We start from the raw sequence: 15,294 nt of genomic DNA on the forward strand, positions 1-15,294 counted from the left end.
CATGGCTATGGATCCCACCTGCTCCCACTACCTAAGGGCAGGTCAAGGTCGGGGCGCCTTCGCCACGCCGGAGGTTGACGCTCGCACCCACCACACCCTGCACCCTAGCTGCGCCGACTATGCTTGAACGCTCGAGCCAGCAGCGTGAAGGGGTCACCCCCGAAGGGCCCATCAACGCCGCACTAGTCGGCGTGTCGGGCTTCGGCCGGGTTCACTATGGCGACCTCTTGCGTCAGCAGGAGCGCGGGCGCGTGCGCCTCATCGGCGCTACCGTCATCAACCAAGCCGAAGAGGTAGAGACCTGCAGGCACCTCCAGGCGCTCGGCTGCAGGCTTTACGACGACGCCGAGACGATGTTCAGGGAGCTGAGGGGTGAGATCGACCTCTGTTGCATCCCGACCGGCATCCACCAGCACGCGCCGATGACGGTCGCGGCTCTGCGCGCGGGCGCAAACGTGCTGGTCGAAAAACCGGCGGCGGCCACCCTCGGCGACGTCTACGCGATGCGGGCCGCCGAACGGGAGACGGGGGGCTTCGTCGCGGTCGGCTTTCAGAGCATGTACGCGCCCGAAACGCTCGTGATGAAGCGCGCCATCCTAGCGGGTGACATCGGTAAGCTCAGGGCTATCAAGTGCCGCGCCCTGTGGCCGCGCCTGGACAGCTACTACACCCGCAACGCGTGGGCGGGCCGCCTCAAGCTGGGGGAGCGGTGGGTGCTCGACTCGCCGTTCAACAACGCCGTGGCGCACCAGCTCAACATGATCTGTTTTCTGGCGGGTACGGAGCTGCACCGCTCGGCGCGGCTGCAGCGCGTCGAGGCTGAGCTCCTCCGCGCTCACGCCATCGAAAGCGCCGACACCGCCTCGCTGCGCCTCCTCACCGAAGACGGCGTCACGCTGCACTTCGTGGTCACCCACTGCTCCGAAACCGTGCTGGATCCGGAGATCGTGGTGCGGGGCGACCGGGGCTCTATCCACTGGACCTTTGACGAGATGCGCCTGCAAAAGCGTGACGGTAGCCTCGTGCAGCTGCCCTGCTTGGGGGGCACCCCGCTCAGGGACGCCATGCAGGAGGCGGTGCGGGCGCGCGTTCGCGACCCCGAGGTGTTCGTCTGCGACCTCGGCGTCGCGGGGACGCACACCCTGGCGGTCAACGGCGCTCACTTGGCTTGCCCCGTACACGCTATTCCCGAGCGCTTCGTCGAGCGCTACCCTGCAGAGGGCGCTATCAAGACCGTGGTCAGAGGCATCGAAGGCGCGGTCGCCCGCGCCTTCGACGAGGAGCGGCTTTTTAGCGAGCTGGGGGTGCCCTGGGCGCGCCCGGGCGGCGTCGCCTCCCTCACCGACCCCCAAGCGGTCGCCGCGGCGTTTCGGTGAGCTGGCCGTGCACCCCCCCTCCTTGCTGCACCCCTCCTCTCTAAGGTTAGGCGCGCCGTGAACGACGCCCGTTTCCGTCATCCCCCGATGGATAACCGCATCATCCCCTTTTGGTTTTGGAACGGGGCACTCGACGATGCCGAGCTCGTCCGGCACATTGCGGCGATGGCCGAAGGGGGTGTGGGTGGCTTTTTCATCTGCGCACGGCAGGGTTTAGGGGTTCCGTATCTCTCCGAAGCGTGGTTTGAGCGCGTCGTGCTCGCGGTTCAGGAGGCAGCGGCGCGCGGCCTTTCGGTGTGGCTCTACGACGAGTACCCTTACCCGAGCGGCGTGGCCGGCGGCGAGGTGCTGCTCGAGCACCCGGACGCTAAACACACGCTGCTCCGCGTCCACGAACGCACGGTTTCGGGCCCGCAACCTTTGCGACTCGAGCTCCCGTGGGGGCGGGTACTCGCCGCCAAAGCCGTGCCGATAAAGGAGACAGGCCGCTTAGGCTGGGACGAAGCCACCGATCTACGCCAGCACATCGGCACCTTGCAAACGGAGAGCGTTTTTCAAAAAACCGGCCTCACGGCCTACAACCAGAAGCGTTTTTTCACCTACCGTCCGACGAAGGTGTTGAGCTGGACGGTGCCTCACGGGCGCTGGCGGGTCGTCACGGCTCTCGAGGAGGAGCTGAGCGACTTCAAGTATTACGGCACCTACGTCGATCCGTGCCACGAGGGCGCGGTGGAGACGTTTCTAAAACTCACCCACCGGCGCTACGCAGAGGTCCTCGGCGCGCACTTCGGCGGCACCATCAAGGGATTTTTCACCGACGAGACCGGCTTTTTGGGCGCCCTACCCTGGACGCGGCGGCTGGCGCCGTTTTTTCGGGAGCACTGGGGGTACGCGCTCCACGAGCACCTGCCGGCACTCCTCGACGCCAAACACCCTGAGGCCGCGCGGGTTCGCTACCACTACTTTCAGAGCCTCCACCTGCTGCTTCAGGAGTCTTATCACCGGCGGCTGCGGGCTTGGGGCGACACGCACGGCCTCCTCTACGTCGCCGAGACGCCCGCCGCGCGGATGGCCACGGTGCGCCACAGCACCCTTCCGGGCGGCGACAGCGCCCACGAAAAGGCGGGGCGGCCCCTCGCGGAGGTCCTCAGCGCGGTCGCGCTCAGCCTGCGCCACAACCCCAAGATGGTGAGTTCGCTCGCCCGGCAGCTCGGGGCAAAGCGCGCCCTTACCGAATGCTTTCACAGCGTCGGCTGGTCGATGACGTTGCAAGACGCCAAGTGGATGCTCGACCGCTTGGCCGCCCTGGGGATCAACGTCTTTAACGTCCACGCGTTTTTCTATACCCTAGACGGGCTCACCAAGTACGACGCGCCGCCCTCGCTGTTTCTCCAGAACCCCTACTGGCCCCACTTCCGCCAGTTCGCCGACTACGCCGCCCGCCTCGCCTACGCGCTGAGCCAAGGGGAGGCCGAGGTTCGCGTCGCCCTGCTCGACCCCGTCAGCAGCTTGTGGGCGCACCTCGGCAACCCCTTTCACGCTTTCGAGTACGTAGGCGACGACGAAGTGGAGCGGGAGCGGCTCGAGCAGCTCAAAGGGGATTGGGCCTATCTAGGGGTGACCTTGCTCACACACCACGTCGACTTCGACCACCTCGACCCCGAGCTCTTGGGGGAGGCGGAGGTGAGCGGGGGGAGCCTCCACCTCGGCAACGCGCGTTATACGGTCCTCGTCTTGCCCCCCATGACCAACCTCGAGGGGGCCGCCTGGCGCACCCTTCAGCGCTTTTTGCGGGCGGGCGGCACCGTTATCGCCCTCGGGTTGCTCCCCTCCGAGGTGATCGACGAAGGACAAGGGATTGAAGAGGAGATGCTCGCGCTCTTCGGTTTGGACGCGTCGCCGCAGACGGCCTACTGGCAGGGCGCCCCCTATCCAACGCGGAGCCAGAGGGGGCGTCAGGGCGCCCTGTTCATCCCGAGCTCCGGCTCTTTGGTCCGGACGGGGGCAGGAGACGTTCTTTGTAACCTGCTCGAGCAGCACGTCCCGACGCGCTTTCGGCTCGAACCTTTAGACGGTCTGGACAACTCCTTTCTCCTGCATCACCGCGCCCTACCGGACGGCCGCCAGCTGCTGTTCGTGGCGCATCAAGAGGCCACCGAGCGTAACGTGCGGCTGCACGTCATGCTGGAGGCGTCCGCCTGGCAGGTCGAAGAGCTCGACCTAGCCTCGGGGGAGGTAACGCCAGTGGCGACAGAGGAGGCCGGCCGCAGCGTACCCCTCACGTTCGCTCCGTATCAGGCGCGGCTCCTGCGCTTTTGCAGCGCAACGTGTAAAGCTGAGCGCACCGAGTCCACGGGGGTCAAGGGGGCGTCCGCGGTAGACGCCCAACCCTGGGCGCTCGAGTTAGGGCCAGCAGACACCTGGTCGATCACCGCGCTTGCGCCGAACGTGCTGCGCCTCGGCACCTTCGAGCTGGCCCTCGAGCCCGGGGGGCCGGACGAAGCGAACGGCGCAGCGCCGCCTCCCCCCAAGCACCTGACCTGGCACCGGGTGACGACCAAAACCCTGATCGACCAGGGTGCCGACCTTGCCGGCACCTACGGTGAGCGGCTCCCCGTGGCGTTTCACCAGATGTTCGGCACGCCCATGAAGACGGGGCTCGCTTACCCACTCACCTGCTGGTACCGCTGCACGTTCTACGTCGATGAGGCGCCCACCGACGCCGCCTTGCTGATGGACGAGAGCGCCATCTCAGGGGCCTTTACCCTCCTCCTCAACGGTCAACGGCTGGACCGCACCGTCTTTGCACCGCACACGCACTACGACCACCACAACCGGCGCTGCGCGGTCGCGCCGCTCCTCGTCCGGGGGAGCAACACCCTGCTGCTGCGCCTCGAGGCGCGACGCGACTGGGACGGGCTCGTCGAACCCCTCTACGTGACGGGGAGCTTCGGGGTCTACCTGGACGGTCCTCACGCCCCGAGGATCGGTCGGGCGCCGGAGCGGGCTGAGACCTGCAAGGGTGGCTTCAAGGGGTTTCCCTACTTCGCGGGCACGCTCAGCTTGACGCGGCAGGTCAGCTTGGAGCGTCTCCCCGACCGAGGCGCGTTCACGCTCGAGCTGCCGCGGTGGTGTGAGCCTTATCACGAGGTCGCCGAGGTGCTGGTGAACGGTCGTTCTCTCGGCGTCCGCTGCTGGTCGCCGTACCGCTTCACGGGCAGCACGGCGCTCCTCAAAACGGGCGTCAACTGGGTCGAGCTGAGGCTGACCAACACGCTCGTCGGGATGCTCGAGGGTAGCTACTTCGACCACGAAACCCACCGCGTGGTGCCCTACAGCGGGTAACTTCAGGAGGCCGGTGGTGCATTGTTCGGCGAACTCACCGAGAGCCACCTCGAAAGGCCGATGAACAGCGTGCAGCTCGTGTTTTTCCAAGCGTACTCCGACCCCCACCTGGTGAGCACGCAACGTCACCCCCGCCTCCCCACCGAAGGCCCCTGGACGGTGCGTCCACACGACGCGTTCTGCTTTGAAGCCCTCCGGCGAGGTCGAAGAGGCGTTCGTCACCTGGCTCGCGGTCGAGGTCGGGGAGGTGTAGCGCTCACCGTGAATGAGCACCACACCTTGTGGCTAAGGGTGTGGCTGACGGTCGAGGAGCCAGCAGGCGTCCACTTGAACCTCACGACGCTCGAGGCGGAAAGCCAGACGCATGGCGAGTCGAGCACACGGCGCGGTGAGAGTTAGCAGGCGTGGGGCTTCAGGCGAGCCGCTGCGCGCAGGCCTGCGCCAGCAAGCAGAGCTCGGCGGCCTTAAAGGCGTGCGCTTGGGTCATGGCGTTTTCCGTGCGGTGTAAGCAGTCGAGGATGAGCTGGCCGAAAAAGGGGAAGCCGACCTTCCCGGCGAGAGGCAGGTGCGTTTCGCCCTCGTGGGTGACCAGGTAGAGCTGGTCGCCCCCTCCCCCACGGGCCACGTCGGTGTACTTGCGCAGCTCGAGGTAACCGTCGGTGCCGAGGATAAACGTGCGCCCGTCGCCCCACGTCGAGAGGCCGTCCGGGGTCAACCAGTCGACACGGAAGTAGTTCGAGCAGCCGTTGTCGGCCACCAAGCTGGCCTCGCCGAAGTCCTCGAGCTCGGGGTACTCGGGGTGGTGGTAGTTGGCGACGGCGGCGCTCCGCACGGTGGCGTCCTGCGCGCCGCTATAGGTGAGAAACTGCTCGATCTGGTGGCTGCCGATGTCGGCCAAGATGCCCCCGTACTTCTCGCGCTCGAAAAACCAGGCCGGGCGGGCGGCGGCGTTCAGGCGGTGCGGCCCCAAACCCAGCACCTGAACCACGCGGCCGATCACCCCCTCTTGGACGAGCTCACCGGCGAACACCGCGCACTCGACGTGGAGGCGCTCGCTGTAGTAGACCATGTACTTGCGCCCCGTCTCCTGCACCTTGCGGCGGGCGGCCTCCAGCTGCTCGAGGCTCGTAAAGGGCGTTTTGTCGGTGAAGTAGTCCTTGCCGGCGTCCATCACCTTGAGCCCCAGAGGCCCGCGCTCGCAAGGCACCGCCGCGGCGGCGACGAGTCGGATCTCGGGGTCGTCCAGGATCTCGTCCGCAGCCCGCGCCACCTTGACCTCGGGGAAGGCTTCGCGAAAGCGCGCGACCCTATCGGGGTCGGGATCGAACACGTAGCGGAGCTCGCCGCCCGCCTCGATAAGGCCGTTGCACTGACCGTAGATGTGCCCGTGGTCGAGGTGCATGGCGGCGAACGGAAAGTCGCCCTTGGCGACCACGGGGTTCGGTTTGCCTTTGGGAGCGTACGTCATACCTTGAACGGTCACGCTAAAACCTCCTCTGGTCAGGGCTATGGTCGGGGGAGCCCGGCGGCTTCGTAGATCATCCTGACGGCCGCTAGGCTGCGCCGACCTTCGGCGCCGCCAATCTCGGGCGGGCGGTCCTGGCGGATGCTGTCGGCAAAGTCGGCGACGACGCGCAGGTGCCCCGTCGCGGCGATCCCCCTGGGGTCGCCTCCGGAGCCCGCACTTTGGGTCTTGGACACGGGGGGCGCGGCGACGCGCGCCGCTTCGGGGCGCGCGAGCTGCCAGCGCGTCAGGCTCTCCCCCTCGATCTGGATCCCCCCGCCCGTCCCGTAGAGCTCCAAGCGGTGGGCAAACCCCGGCGCGGCGGTCGTGGTCGCCGTGATCGTCGCGAGCGCGCCGCCCGGAAAACGCAAGGTCGCCGCCAGGGTGTCCTCGACCTCGATGGCGCGCGCCAGCGTGCCCGCGTAGGCCTGGGCCTCCAGCGGGTCCCCCATGAGCCAGACGAGCAGGTCCACGAGGTGGATCCCCTGGTTCATCAGCACCCCGCCGCCGTCGAGCGCCCAGGTGCCGCGCCACGCCGCCCCATCAAAGTACCTCTGCGGCCGGTAGTAGGGCAGGGTCACGAGCCCCAAGCTCAGCGTGCCGAGGTCCCCCGCGAGGACCGCCTCGCGCACCCGCCTAAAGAGGGGTTCGGTGCGGCGCTGGAGCACGACGCCCAGCTTGACCCCCGCGCGATTGCACGCTTTGATCATGGCGTCGGCGTCCTCCAGGGTGAGCGCCATGGGCTTCTCCACCAGCACGTGCTTGCCCGCCCTCGCCGCCGCTACGGCCTGCTCGGCGTGCTGGCCGCTCGGCGTCGCGAGGCACACGGCGTCGACCTCGGGGTGCTCGAGCAGGTCCTCCAAGCTGAGGCAGGGCACCCCGAAGCGCTGGCTCAGCGCCTCAAAGCGCGCGGGGTCGTAGTGGCCCACGGCGACGAGGCGCGCCCCCGGCGCTTCCTCGATGGCCCTGCGGTGGTAGTCCGCGACCATCCCGGTCCCCAAGATCGCAAACCCTATCTCGCCGGCCACGGTCACCTCAGCGCCCCCACGGCGCCGGAGGTGAGGTCTTGAAGGAGCGCCGCGTACGCGGACCGGTCGAGCGGCAGGGTGACCTCGCGGCGGGTGTAGCTCGAGTACGTCATGGCGTTGGCGAGCTCGAGCGAGGTGCGGCCCTCCGCCCCGTCGCAGACGAGCGGCGCGCCCTGCACGATGGCCGCGTGGAGGTTGCGGTAGACGGCCGCGTGGTCGCCGGCGCCCGCCTCCAGCGCGACGCGCTCGAGCCCGAAGGTCGGGGCGCCGAAGGGGTCGTCGCTCTCCTGCACAAACGTGCGGAAGTCCGTTTCGCAGCGGCTGAAGGTCAAGGCGCCCGGGGAGGGGCTGAGGGTCCCGCCCGTACCGACGAGCTCGAGCCGCTCCGGTCGCCCGGCCTCGGCCGTGCTGATGTGCACCGACCCCAAGAGGCCCTCCGGCCACTCGAGCATCGCCTGCACGGTGTCCTCCGTCTCGATAGCGTGCAGCGTCGTGCGGGTCCAGGCGACGACCCGCGCGGGTGCCCCGAGCAGGTAGCAGAGCAGGTCGAGGTTGTGGGGCGCTTGGTTCATGAGCACTCCGCCGCCTTCGCCCGCCCACGTCCCGCGCCACGTGGCGGCTCTAAAGTAGCGCGCCGTGCGCGGCCAGGCGACCGTTAGGTCCACGTGCTGCAGCTTGCCGAGGCGCCCCGCTCCGATCAGGCGGCGCGCCGCGCGCACCTCGGGGCGGAAGCGGTGCTGGAAACTCACCGCTAAAAGGCGCCCGGCGCGCGCCGCCGCCCCAATCATGGCGTCGGCTTCGCCCGCGTGAACGGCCATCGGTTTCTCCACGAGCACGTGCGCGCCCGCCTCCAGACAGGCGGTGGCGAGCGCCGCGTGAAAGGGGTGCGGGGTGAGGATCACGGCCACGTCCGGCGCCGTCTCGCGCAGCATGGTGGCGACGTCGGGGAAAAAGGGGCAGCCGAGCGCGGCGGCGCGCTCGCGGCCGACGTCGGCGCTTAGGTCAGACACCCCGACGAGGTGGACGGACGCCAGCTCGAGGGCCGGCCGGTGCATCCCCAGCACCCCCGCACCGACGCCGATGATCACGTGTTTCAGGGGCTTAGCCATCTCGTCGCTCGCTCTCTGCCCCGCCACTACGCGGACGCCGCCCACCGGTCCCGGATAAAGGCGCCGTTGTGCCCTAGCGCCTCGCGGCTCGGGCGCGCTTTGCTAAAGTCTTCGACCACCAGCCAGCCGTCATAGCCGACCGCGCGCAAGGCGGTAAAGAGCGCCGAAAAATCGACCACACCGTCCTCCAAAGGCGCCCACGCCGCCCGCCACACGCCGCCCCCCTCGGGCCGCTCGTAGCGGGCGTTCTTGAGATGCACGTGGGCCAAGTAGGGGCCAAGGAGCTCGAGGCCCAGGCGAGGGTCCTCGAAGCCTTCGAACACCATGTTACCGGGGTCGTAGATGACGCCAATATGCGCCGGGTCGCAGGCGCTGACAAGGCGGTGCGCGAGCGACGCGCTCGGGCAGATCGTCCGGTGATGGAGCTCGATAAGCGCCCGCACGCCGTAGCGCTTGGCCAAGGTTTCGACCCCCTCCAGGTAGGCTCTGGCGCGCGCGAAGCTCTCGGCGTAGCTCCCGTCAGGCGCCCCCGCGCCCACCCGGAGCTGCGGCGAGCCGGCCTGACGGGCAAAGCGCATGGCGGCCTCTGTCGCCTCTAAGTCCCCAACCTCGAGATACGTCCCGAGGTTGGGGATGGCGAGGCCCGCTTCAGCGGCGAGCCTCCGCGCCCGCTCGGCCTCCGCCGGGGTGGGTTCCAAGGTGCAGCGGTTGTTGCCCCAAAACGAGGGCACGTCACCCCGCAGCGCCTCGGGCGTCCCCTTGACCCGCCACTCGACCCCGTCGTAACCGGTCTCGCGGAGCGCCCGAGCGGCCTCCTCGGGGGTAAGGTCGGGGAGCATGACCGTAAAAACACCGAGCTTCACACCAGCCTCCTCTTAACCGTCTGATGAGCGTACCTGTAGCAGCGCCTCGTAGCGCAGCGGCGTTACGTACCCCTCGAGCTCGGCAATGCGGCGCGCTTGGAGCGCACCCGCGGAGTGCACCTAAGAACGTGAACGGGGTCGGGGAGAAGCCCACGCGCTCGACGGCTGTCTCGCAATCGTTTCGTGGCGGATCGTTTCGGACGGCATCAACCGGCGGGCCTAGCCGCTGGGCTCACCTTCGGCTGCTCGGCCGTGACGCCTTTTAGCTCGAGCTCTTCGGAAAAGTGACAGGCGGCGAGGTGGCCCGGCCTGACCTCCCTTAGGGGGGGCACCTCGAGCTTGCAGCGCTCCTGCGCATACGGGCAGCGGGGGTGAAAGGTGCAGCCGGAGGGGGGGTTGGCTGGATCGGCGATCTCACCCGCTAGCCGGATGCGCCGCCCTTTGCCCCGCAGGCGCGGGTCCGGCTTCGGCACCGCCGAGAGCAGCGCCTCGGTGTAGGGGTGCTGCGGGGTTCGGTAGAGCGCGTCGGTGCTGGCGAGCTCGACCATCTTGCCCACGTACATGACCGCGACCCGGTCGCAGAGGTGCTCCACGACGCTGAGGTCGTGCGCCACGAACAGATAGGTGAGGTTGAACTCCGCTTGCAGATCGGCCAGCAAGTTGAGGATCTGCGCCCTCACCGACACGTCCAAAGCGGACACCGCCTCATCGGCGACCACGAGGCGCGGGTTTAGGGCGAGCGCCCGCGCGATGCCGATGCGCTGCCGCTCGCCGCCGCTAAAGGCGTGAGGGTAGCGGCGGAGGTATTCGGGCCTGAGGCCCACCTTGCGCAACAGCTCGCGCACCCGCCCCTCTAACTCGCGGCCGCTCGCCACCCTGTTGACCCGAAGCGGCTCGCCGACGATCTCCTGAACCGTCAGCCGCGGGTTGAGCGACGACTGAGGGTCTTGAAAGACCATGCGGATGTCGCGGCGGTAGGGCTTGAGCTCTCGGTGTTTCAGCTTCGCCAGGTCGACAGGGCGCCCCTTGGCCCCGTGGTAGAGGATCTCCCCGGCGGTCGGCTCGTAGACGCGTAGGATCGTTCTCCCCAGGGTCGACTTACCGCAACCCGACTCACCGACGAGCCCGAGCGTCTCACCCTGAAAGATGGTGAACGAGATGTCGTCGACGGCCTTTACATAACCGACCGTGCGGCGAAAAAACCCCCGCTGGATGGGAAAGTGCATCTTGAGGTCCTTGACCTCGAGCAGCGGTTTGGCTTGCGGGGCGAGCGCTGGCTGAGGCGTGACGCGAACTGCAGCTTGGCTCATCTCGCCACCCCCCCTTGCGCCTCACGCACCTTCTCGATGTCGCTGTAGAGCAAGCAGTACACGTCCCGGTCTTCGGCGATCCTTTCGCGTGGGGGCACCAAACGGTCGCAGGTGCCGGGCATAAAGCTGTCGCAGCGGGTATGAAACGGACACCCCGAGGGCCGCGCAAAGGGGTGCGGGACCATGCCCCGGATTGAATCCAGGCGGTCTCTAGCCCCAAGCCCCATCTTGGGAACCGAGCGCAGCAGCGCGCGGGTGTAGGGATGCTTCGGGTCATGAAAGATCGCGTCGACGTCGCCTCGTTCGGCGACGGTCCCCAAATACATCACCACGACGTCGTCGGCGATCTCGGCGACCACCCCGAGGTCGTGGGTGATAAACATCACCGACATCCCCAGGTCCTGTTGCAGCTCCCGGATGAGGTCTAAGATGTTGGCTTGCGTCGTGACGTCGAGCGCGGTCGTGGGCTCGTCGGCGATGAGCAGGTCCGGCTCGCAGGCGAGTGCCATGGCGATCATCGCGCGCTGCCGCATCCCGCCCGACAGCTGGAAGGGATAGGCGCCGAGGCGCGTTTCGGGCTTGGGGATGCCGACGCGGCGCAAGACCTCGACGGCGCGCTCACGGGCCCCCTGCTTGTCTACCGGAAGATGCAACAAGATAGCCTCCATGATCTGATTGCCAATGGTGTGGACCGGCGACAGCGAGGTCATCGGCTCCTGAAAGATCATGGCGATGTCCTTGCCCCTGATGCGGCGGATCTCCTTGCCGCGCGGGTCCATCTTCGTGATGTTGAGCGTTTCGACCTCGCCATCACGCGAACCTTGGCAGCGGTCTTTGCGACGGCGGTGGTAGAGGATCTCGCCCGCGACGATGCGACCGGGCGCGTCGACGAGCTGCAAGATCGAGCGCGCGGTGATGCTCTTGCCTGAACCCGATTCGCCCACGACGCAGAGCGTCTTACCCCGTGGGATGACGAAGTCCACCCCGTTCACCGCCCGCACGGTCCCTTCATCGGTGAAAAAGTGGGTTTTGAGGCCCTTGATCTCAACCAGCGCGTCCGTCATCACGTGACCTTTCGCGTTTGTGGCCAAAGGCGCGCTTAGGCATAGGGGTCCGCCGCGTCTCGGAGGCCGTCGCCGAGAAAGTTAAGGGACAACACTGCAACCACCACGGCGATGCCGGGGGTCAAGAGCCACGGGGCCGTCGCCACCGAGCGGATGTTTTGCGCCTCTTGCAAGAGCACCCCCCACGAGACGATGGGGGCCCTTAAGCCGATGCCGAGAAACGACAGTGCGGTTTCAGCAAGGATCATGCCGGGGATCGACAGCGTTACCACCGCGATGATGTGGCTCATAAAATTGGGCACCATGTGGCGCATGACGATGCGGAGGTCGCTCATCCCGTCGAGGCGCGCCGCCGTGACGAAGTCCTCGGTTTTGAGCGAGAGAAACCTCCCGCGCACCACGCGGGCCAGACCGGTCCAGCCGATCACCGAGAGGATCACGGTGATCAGGAAGTAGACCTGCAAGGGCGGTATGGTCAGCGGGATAGCGGCTGCTAGCCCCATCCAGAGTGGGATGCTAGGGATGGACTCGAGAAACTCCCCCACGCGCTGCTGCAGGTTGTCCACCCAGCCGCCGTAGTAACCCGCGAGCCCGCCTAACAACACACCTAGAAAGAGGCTCAGCGCTACCCCAACCAGGCCGATTGACATCGAGATGCGGCTGCCGTAGATAATGCGCGACAAGACGTCGCGTCCGAGCCGGTCGGCGCCCAAGAGGTACATCGTTCCCCCCGGCTCCAACGGGCCGATCAACCGGCGTTCCATCGGGATGAGCCCGAACAGCCGGTAGGGCGCGCCGCGCACGAAAAACCCCACGGGCACCGTGACGGACTCGTCCACGACGAAGGTGCGGCGCAGGGCCACGGGGTCGATCTCCGTCGTATATCCGTAGACGTGTGGCCGAAAGCGCGTCCCTTCTGCGGTGCGCTCGATAAAGCGCAGAGGCTGCGGCGGCGCGTAAGTATGCTGCGTGCTGGTCGCGTTGGCGGGGAAAGGGGCCAAGAAGTCGGCGAAGACCGCCACCAGATAGATAAGCAGGGTCACTACCCCACCGACGACGGCCAGCTTATGCTTGCGGAACTTCCACCACATGAGCTGCCACTGGCCGGCCACCTCGACGCGCGCCTCCTCGGGCGGCGCGGCTGCAGCGATCCCCTCGGTGTCGAACGCCGACTCGCCGCGGCGCGGCTGCGTCGGCGCGTCGATACCTTGCAGCGTCTCCGCGGTGACCGAGGTTCTGCGCGCGTCCACCCCCTCGAGCGCTCCACTTTCCTGAGGTACCTTGCTGCTGTTGTCCATCACACAACTCCTAGCGGTAGCGGATTCTGGGGTCGAGCCAGGCCAGCGCGATGTCTGAAAGCAGGGTGCTGATGACGTTGAGGACGCTGAGCATCAAGATAAACGAACCCGCCAAGTACATGTCCTGCGCAGTGAGCGCGCGCAGCAAGAGGGGCCCCGTGGTGGGCAAACTCAGCACGATCTCGACGATGGCGGCGCCGGAGATAAGGCTCACCAAGATGTTGTTTTGAGCGCTGACGAAAAAGTTGAGGGCGACGCGAACCGGGTACTTGAGCAACAACCTGCGCTCGGACAGCCCCTTGGCTCGAGCAGTGACGACGTACGGTTTCACGAGCTCATCGAGCAAGTTCGCCCGCAGGAGGCGAATCAAACTCGCCGTTCCGGAGGTGCCCAGGACGACCATGGGGATCCACAGGTGGTTCAAGAGGTCTACGAACTTGGCCCAACTCCAGGGCGCGTCCACGTACTGCGGTGAAAAAAGTCCGCCGACGCTCTGGCCAAAGTAGGCGAACGCGATGTACATAAAGACCAGCGCCAGCAGAAAGTTCGGGGTTGCCAGACCGATAAAGCCGATGAAAGTCGCGAAGTAGTCACCCAGCGAGTACTTCCTGACCGCCGAATAGATACCGATGGGAAAGGAGACGAGCCAGATAAACACGAGGGTCGCGAGCGACAGCAAGAAGGTGAGCCCGAGCCTCTCCCAGATGAGCGTGTTGACCGGACGGTTCCACTCGAACGATTGGCCGAAGTCGCCGCGTAAGAGGATGCCCGAAATCCACTTGTAGTACTGCACGTAGAAGGGTTCACCGAGGCCGTAGCGCTCCCTAAGCGCTGCGAGCGTAGCGCTGTCGACGGTTTCCCCTTGCGCCGCCATCCCCGCAACCATCGACGTCAGATAGTCGCCCGGCGGCAGCTGAATAACGAAAAAAGCCACGACCGAAATCGCAAACAGCGTCGGAATCATGTAGAGAATGCGTCGCACGATATACGCAAGCACCTTGATTACCTCCAGGCACGCAGTTTTAAGCTTACAGATATATTATATCATATCTATGAGGCAGCGGTGCACAGGAAGGGACAACACACTGAGCGCCAGAGTACAAAGCTCCGTTGAGTGGATAATGGTTGCGCGCTAAGAGGTACGGTCATCGCCTGAAGTAGCTTGAGCGATGGCGCCGTCCCCACTCTTGATCCGCAATGTCAGCGCACCGCCCGCAGCACCTTGAACGCCCCCTCCTCGGCGCGTTCCCACCACGCCCAAGCGGCGAGGTCGCGCTCGTAGGGCAGGGCGCGGTTGGCGACCAGGCTCAGCGTGCCGCCCGGCTCGAGCCGCGCGTGCGCCGCCGCCAAAAACGCCCGCGGCACCTCCAGAGCGACGCGTTTCCCGACGTGAAAGGGCGGGTTGGTGAGCACCGCGTCGAAGCGCTCCCCCTGCAGCTCCGAGTCGACGTCCGAGTGCAGCGCGCGCACGTCCGCGCCGTAGCGCTCGGCGTTGCGGTGGGTGCTGCGCACCGCCAAGAGGTCGTCGTCGACGGCGGTGACCTCGGCGCCCGCGAGGGCCGCTGTGAGCGCCAGGAGGCCGTAGCCGCAGCCGAGGTCGAGCACCCGCCGGCCGGCGAGCGCGGGCCAGTCCACCGCCGCTAGAAGCCGCGCCGTACCGGGGTCGAGCTTGCCCGCGGCGAAGACGCCGGGATCTGCCGTGAGCATGAGGCCCGCCGCCTCGAAGGGTTCGGGTTCGGCGCCACGGGGTTCGGGCGCCTCGCGCCGCTTGCGCGCGCGCAGGAGCCGCCACCCCCCCGCTTTGGCGAGCACCTCGGCCTCGCCGAAGAGCGCGGCGGCCTCCTTTTCGTAGCGCTTGGCCCCCTGGTCTTTGTGCATGGCAAAAAGGGCGACGCCGCCTTCTACGAGCGCCGCGTGCGCGCCCCGCAGCTCGGCGCGCACGCGCGCGCCCCCCCGGTCGGTCGCGGGCACCGCGCAGACCAGCTCGGCGGCCGCCGGCGGCGCGTCCCAGAGCGCGCCCGCCGAGAGTTGCACATTCGCTTCGGTCCCCAAGCGTTCGAGCGCCCAGGCGGCGCAGCGCAGCGCGGCGCGGGAGGTCTCGAGCACCACCGCCGCCTCTACTTCGCCGCGGGCGGCGAGGGCCAACGCGCCGCCGCTCCCCGTCGCGTCCAAAAGGCGCGGCGCGCTAAGGTCGGCGGCTCGCAGCATCAGCTGCACCCCCGGGTGCAGCTCGGGGTAGCCCCGCACCCCCGCTTTGGTGGCGTAGCGAACGCCGCTCGGCAGGGTGCGCGGCTCCAACTGGTGGTAGCGGGCGAGCGCGTCGGCGAGCGTCACCCCGTCAGTTTACCGCCCCGTAGACCCCGCCAGACCAGGCCTCGCCCCCCCGGGGTGCTACGC

The 15,294-nt window shown here is 67.3% G+C and carries 11 protein-coding genes; 2 read left to right on the plus strand and 9 right to left on the minus strand.

All coding sequences use genetic code 11. The features are described 5' to 3' along the window. Window positions 1–119: 119 nt before the first annotated feature. Window positions 120–1,376, plus strand: a complete 1,257-nt coding sequence (locus TRAD_RS09125) for a Gfo/Idh/MocA family protein (protein ID WP_013178325.1) — start codon at window positions 120–122, stop codon at window positions 1,374–1,376. 57 nt (window positions 1,377–1,433) lie between these two features. Beyond that, complete coding sequence (locus TRAD_RS15285; RefSeq protein ID WP_013178326.1) at window positions 1,434–4,721, plus strand: glycosyl hydrolase; 3,288 nt, start codon at window positions 1,434–1,436, stop codon at window positions 4,719–4,721. A 412-nt stretch (window positions 4,722–5,133) separates the two neighbouring features. Here the strand turns inward: TRAD_RS15285 and TRAD_RS09135 are convergent, their stop codons facing one another. The 9 genes from TRAD_RS09135 to TRAD_RS09175 all read right to left on the minus strand — a co-directional run bounded on the left by TRAD_RS09135 (window position 5,134) and on the right by TRAD_RS09175 (window position 15,231). Continuing rightward, complete coding sequence (locus TRAD_RS09135) at window positions 5,134–6,189, minus strand: Gfo/Idh/MocA family protein (RefSeq protein WP_041947224.1); 1,056 nt, start codon at window positions 6,187–6,189, stop codon at window positions 5,134–5,136. 38 nt (window positions 6,190–6,227) lie between these two features. Then, window positions 6,228–7,259, minus strand: a complete 1,032-nt coding sequence (locus TRAD_RS09140) for a Gfo/Idh/MocA family protein (RefSeq protein WP_221401588.1) — start codon at window positions 7,257–7,259, stop codon at window positions 6,228–6,230. Continuing rightward, entirely contained in the window at window positions 7,256–8,362 is a 1,107-nt protein-coding gene (locus TRAD_RS09145) for a Gfo/Idh/MocA family protein (protein WP_041947225.1), read from the minus strand. The genes TRAD_RS09140 and TRAD_RS09145 overlap by 4 nt, the downstream gene beginning before the upstream one ends. Window positions 8,363–8,388: 26 nt before the next feature. Beyond that, window positions 8,389–9,225 carry a sugar phosphate isomerase/epimerase family protein gene (locus tag TRAD_RS09150; RefSeq protein ID WP_013178330.1) on the minus strand — a complete coding sequence of 279 codons (837 nt, stop codon included), beginning with the start codon at window positions 9,223–9,225 and terminating at the stop codon, window positions 8,389–8,391. 206 nt (window positions 9,226–9,431) lie between these two features. Further along, entirely contained in the window at window positions 9,432–10,535 is a 1,104-nt protein-coding gene (locus TRAD_RS09155) for an ABC transporter ATP-binding protein (RefSeq protein WP_013178331.1), read from the minus strand. Beyond that, window positions 10,532–11,599 (minus strand): ABC transporter ATP-binding protein, encoded by a 1,068-nt coding sequence (locus TRAD_RS09160; RefSeq protein WP_013178332.1) that lies wholly within the window; start codon window positions 11,597–11,599, stop codon window positions 10,532–10,534. The genes TRAD_RS09155 and TRAD_RS09160 overlap by 4 nt, the downstream gene beginning before the upstream one ends. A gap of 35 nt (window positions 11,600–11,634) precedes the next feature. Beyond that, window positions 11,635–12,897, minus strand: coding sequence for an ABC transporter permease (locus tag TRAD_RS09165; protein ID WP_013178333.1), 1,263 nt, complete (start codon window positions 12,895–12,897; stop codon window positions 11,635–11,637). A 10-nt stretch (window positions 12,898–12,907) separates the two neighbouring features. Continuing rightward, complete coding sequence (locus TRAD_RS09170; RefSeq protein WP_013178334.1) at window positions 12,908–13,894, minus strand: ABC transporter permease; 987 nt, start codon at window positions 13,892–13,894, stop codon at window positions 12,908–12,910. 203 nt (window positions 13,895–14,097) lie between these two features. Then, window positions 14,098–15,231, minus strand: a complete 1,134-nt coding sequence (locus tag TRAD_RS09175; RefSeq protein ID WP_013178335.1) for a methyltransferase — start codon at window positions 15,229–15,231, stop codon at window positions 14,098–14,100. Window positions 15,232–15,294 lie beyond the last annotated feature (63 nt).

The sequence above is a fragment of the Truepera radiovictrix DSM 17093 genome, from assembly GCF_000092425.1.
Classification (GTDB): domain Bacteria; phylum Deinococcota; class Deinococci; order Deinococcales; family Trueperaceae; genus Truepera; species Truepera radiovictrix.

Excerpts from the sequence above, each read along its gene's own strand:
- TRAD_RS09125 (WP_013178325.1), top strand. The coding sequence starts at position 120 with ATGCTTGAACGCTCGAGCCAGCAGCGTGAAGGGGTCACCCCCGAAGGG.
- TRAD_RS09135 (WP_041947224.1), bottom strand. The coding sequence starts at position 6,189 with ATGACGTACGCTCCCAAAGGCAAACCGAACCCCGTGGTCGCCAAGGGC.
- TRAD_RS09145 (WP_041947225.1), bottom strand. The coding sequence starts at position 8,362 with ATGGCTAAGCCCCTGAAACACGTGATCATCGGCGTCGGTGCGGGGGTG.
- TRAD_RS09155 (WP_013178331.1), bottom strand. The coding sequence starts at position 10,535 with ATGAGCCAAGCTGCAGTTCGCGTCACGCCTCAGCCAGCGCTCGCCCCG.
- TRAD_RS09160 (WP_013178332.1), bottom strand. The coding sequence starts at position 11,599 with ATGACGGACGCGCTGGTTGAGATCAAGGGCCTCAAAACCCACTTTTTC.
- TRAD_RS09165 (WP_013178333.1), bottom strand. The coding sequence starts at position 12,897 with ATGGACAACAGCAGCAAGGTACCTCAGGAAAGTGGAGCGCTCGAGGGG.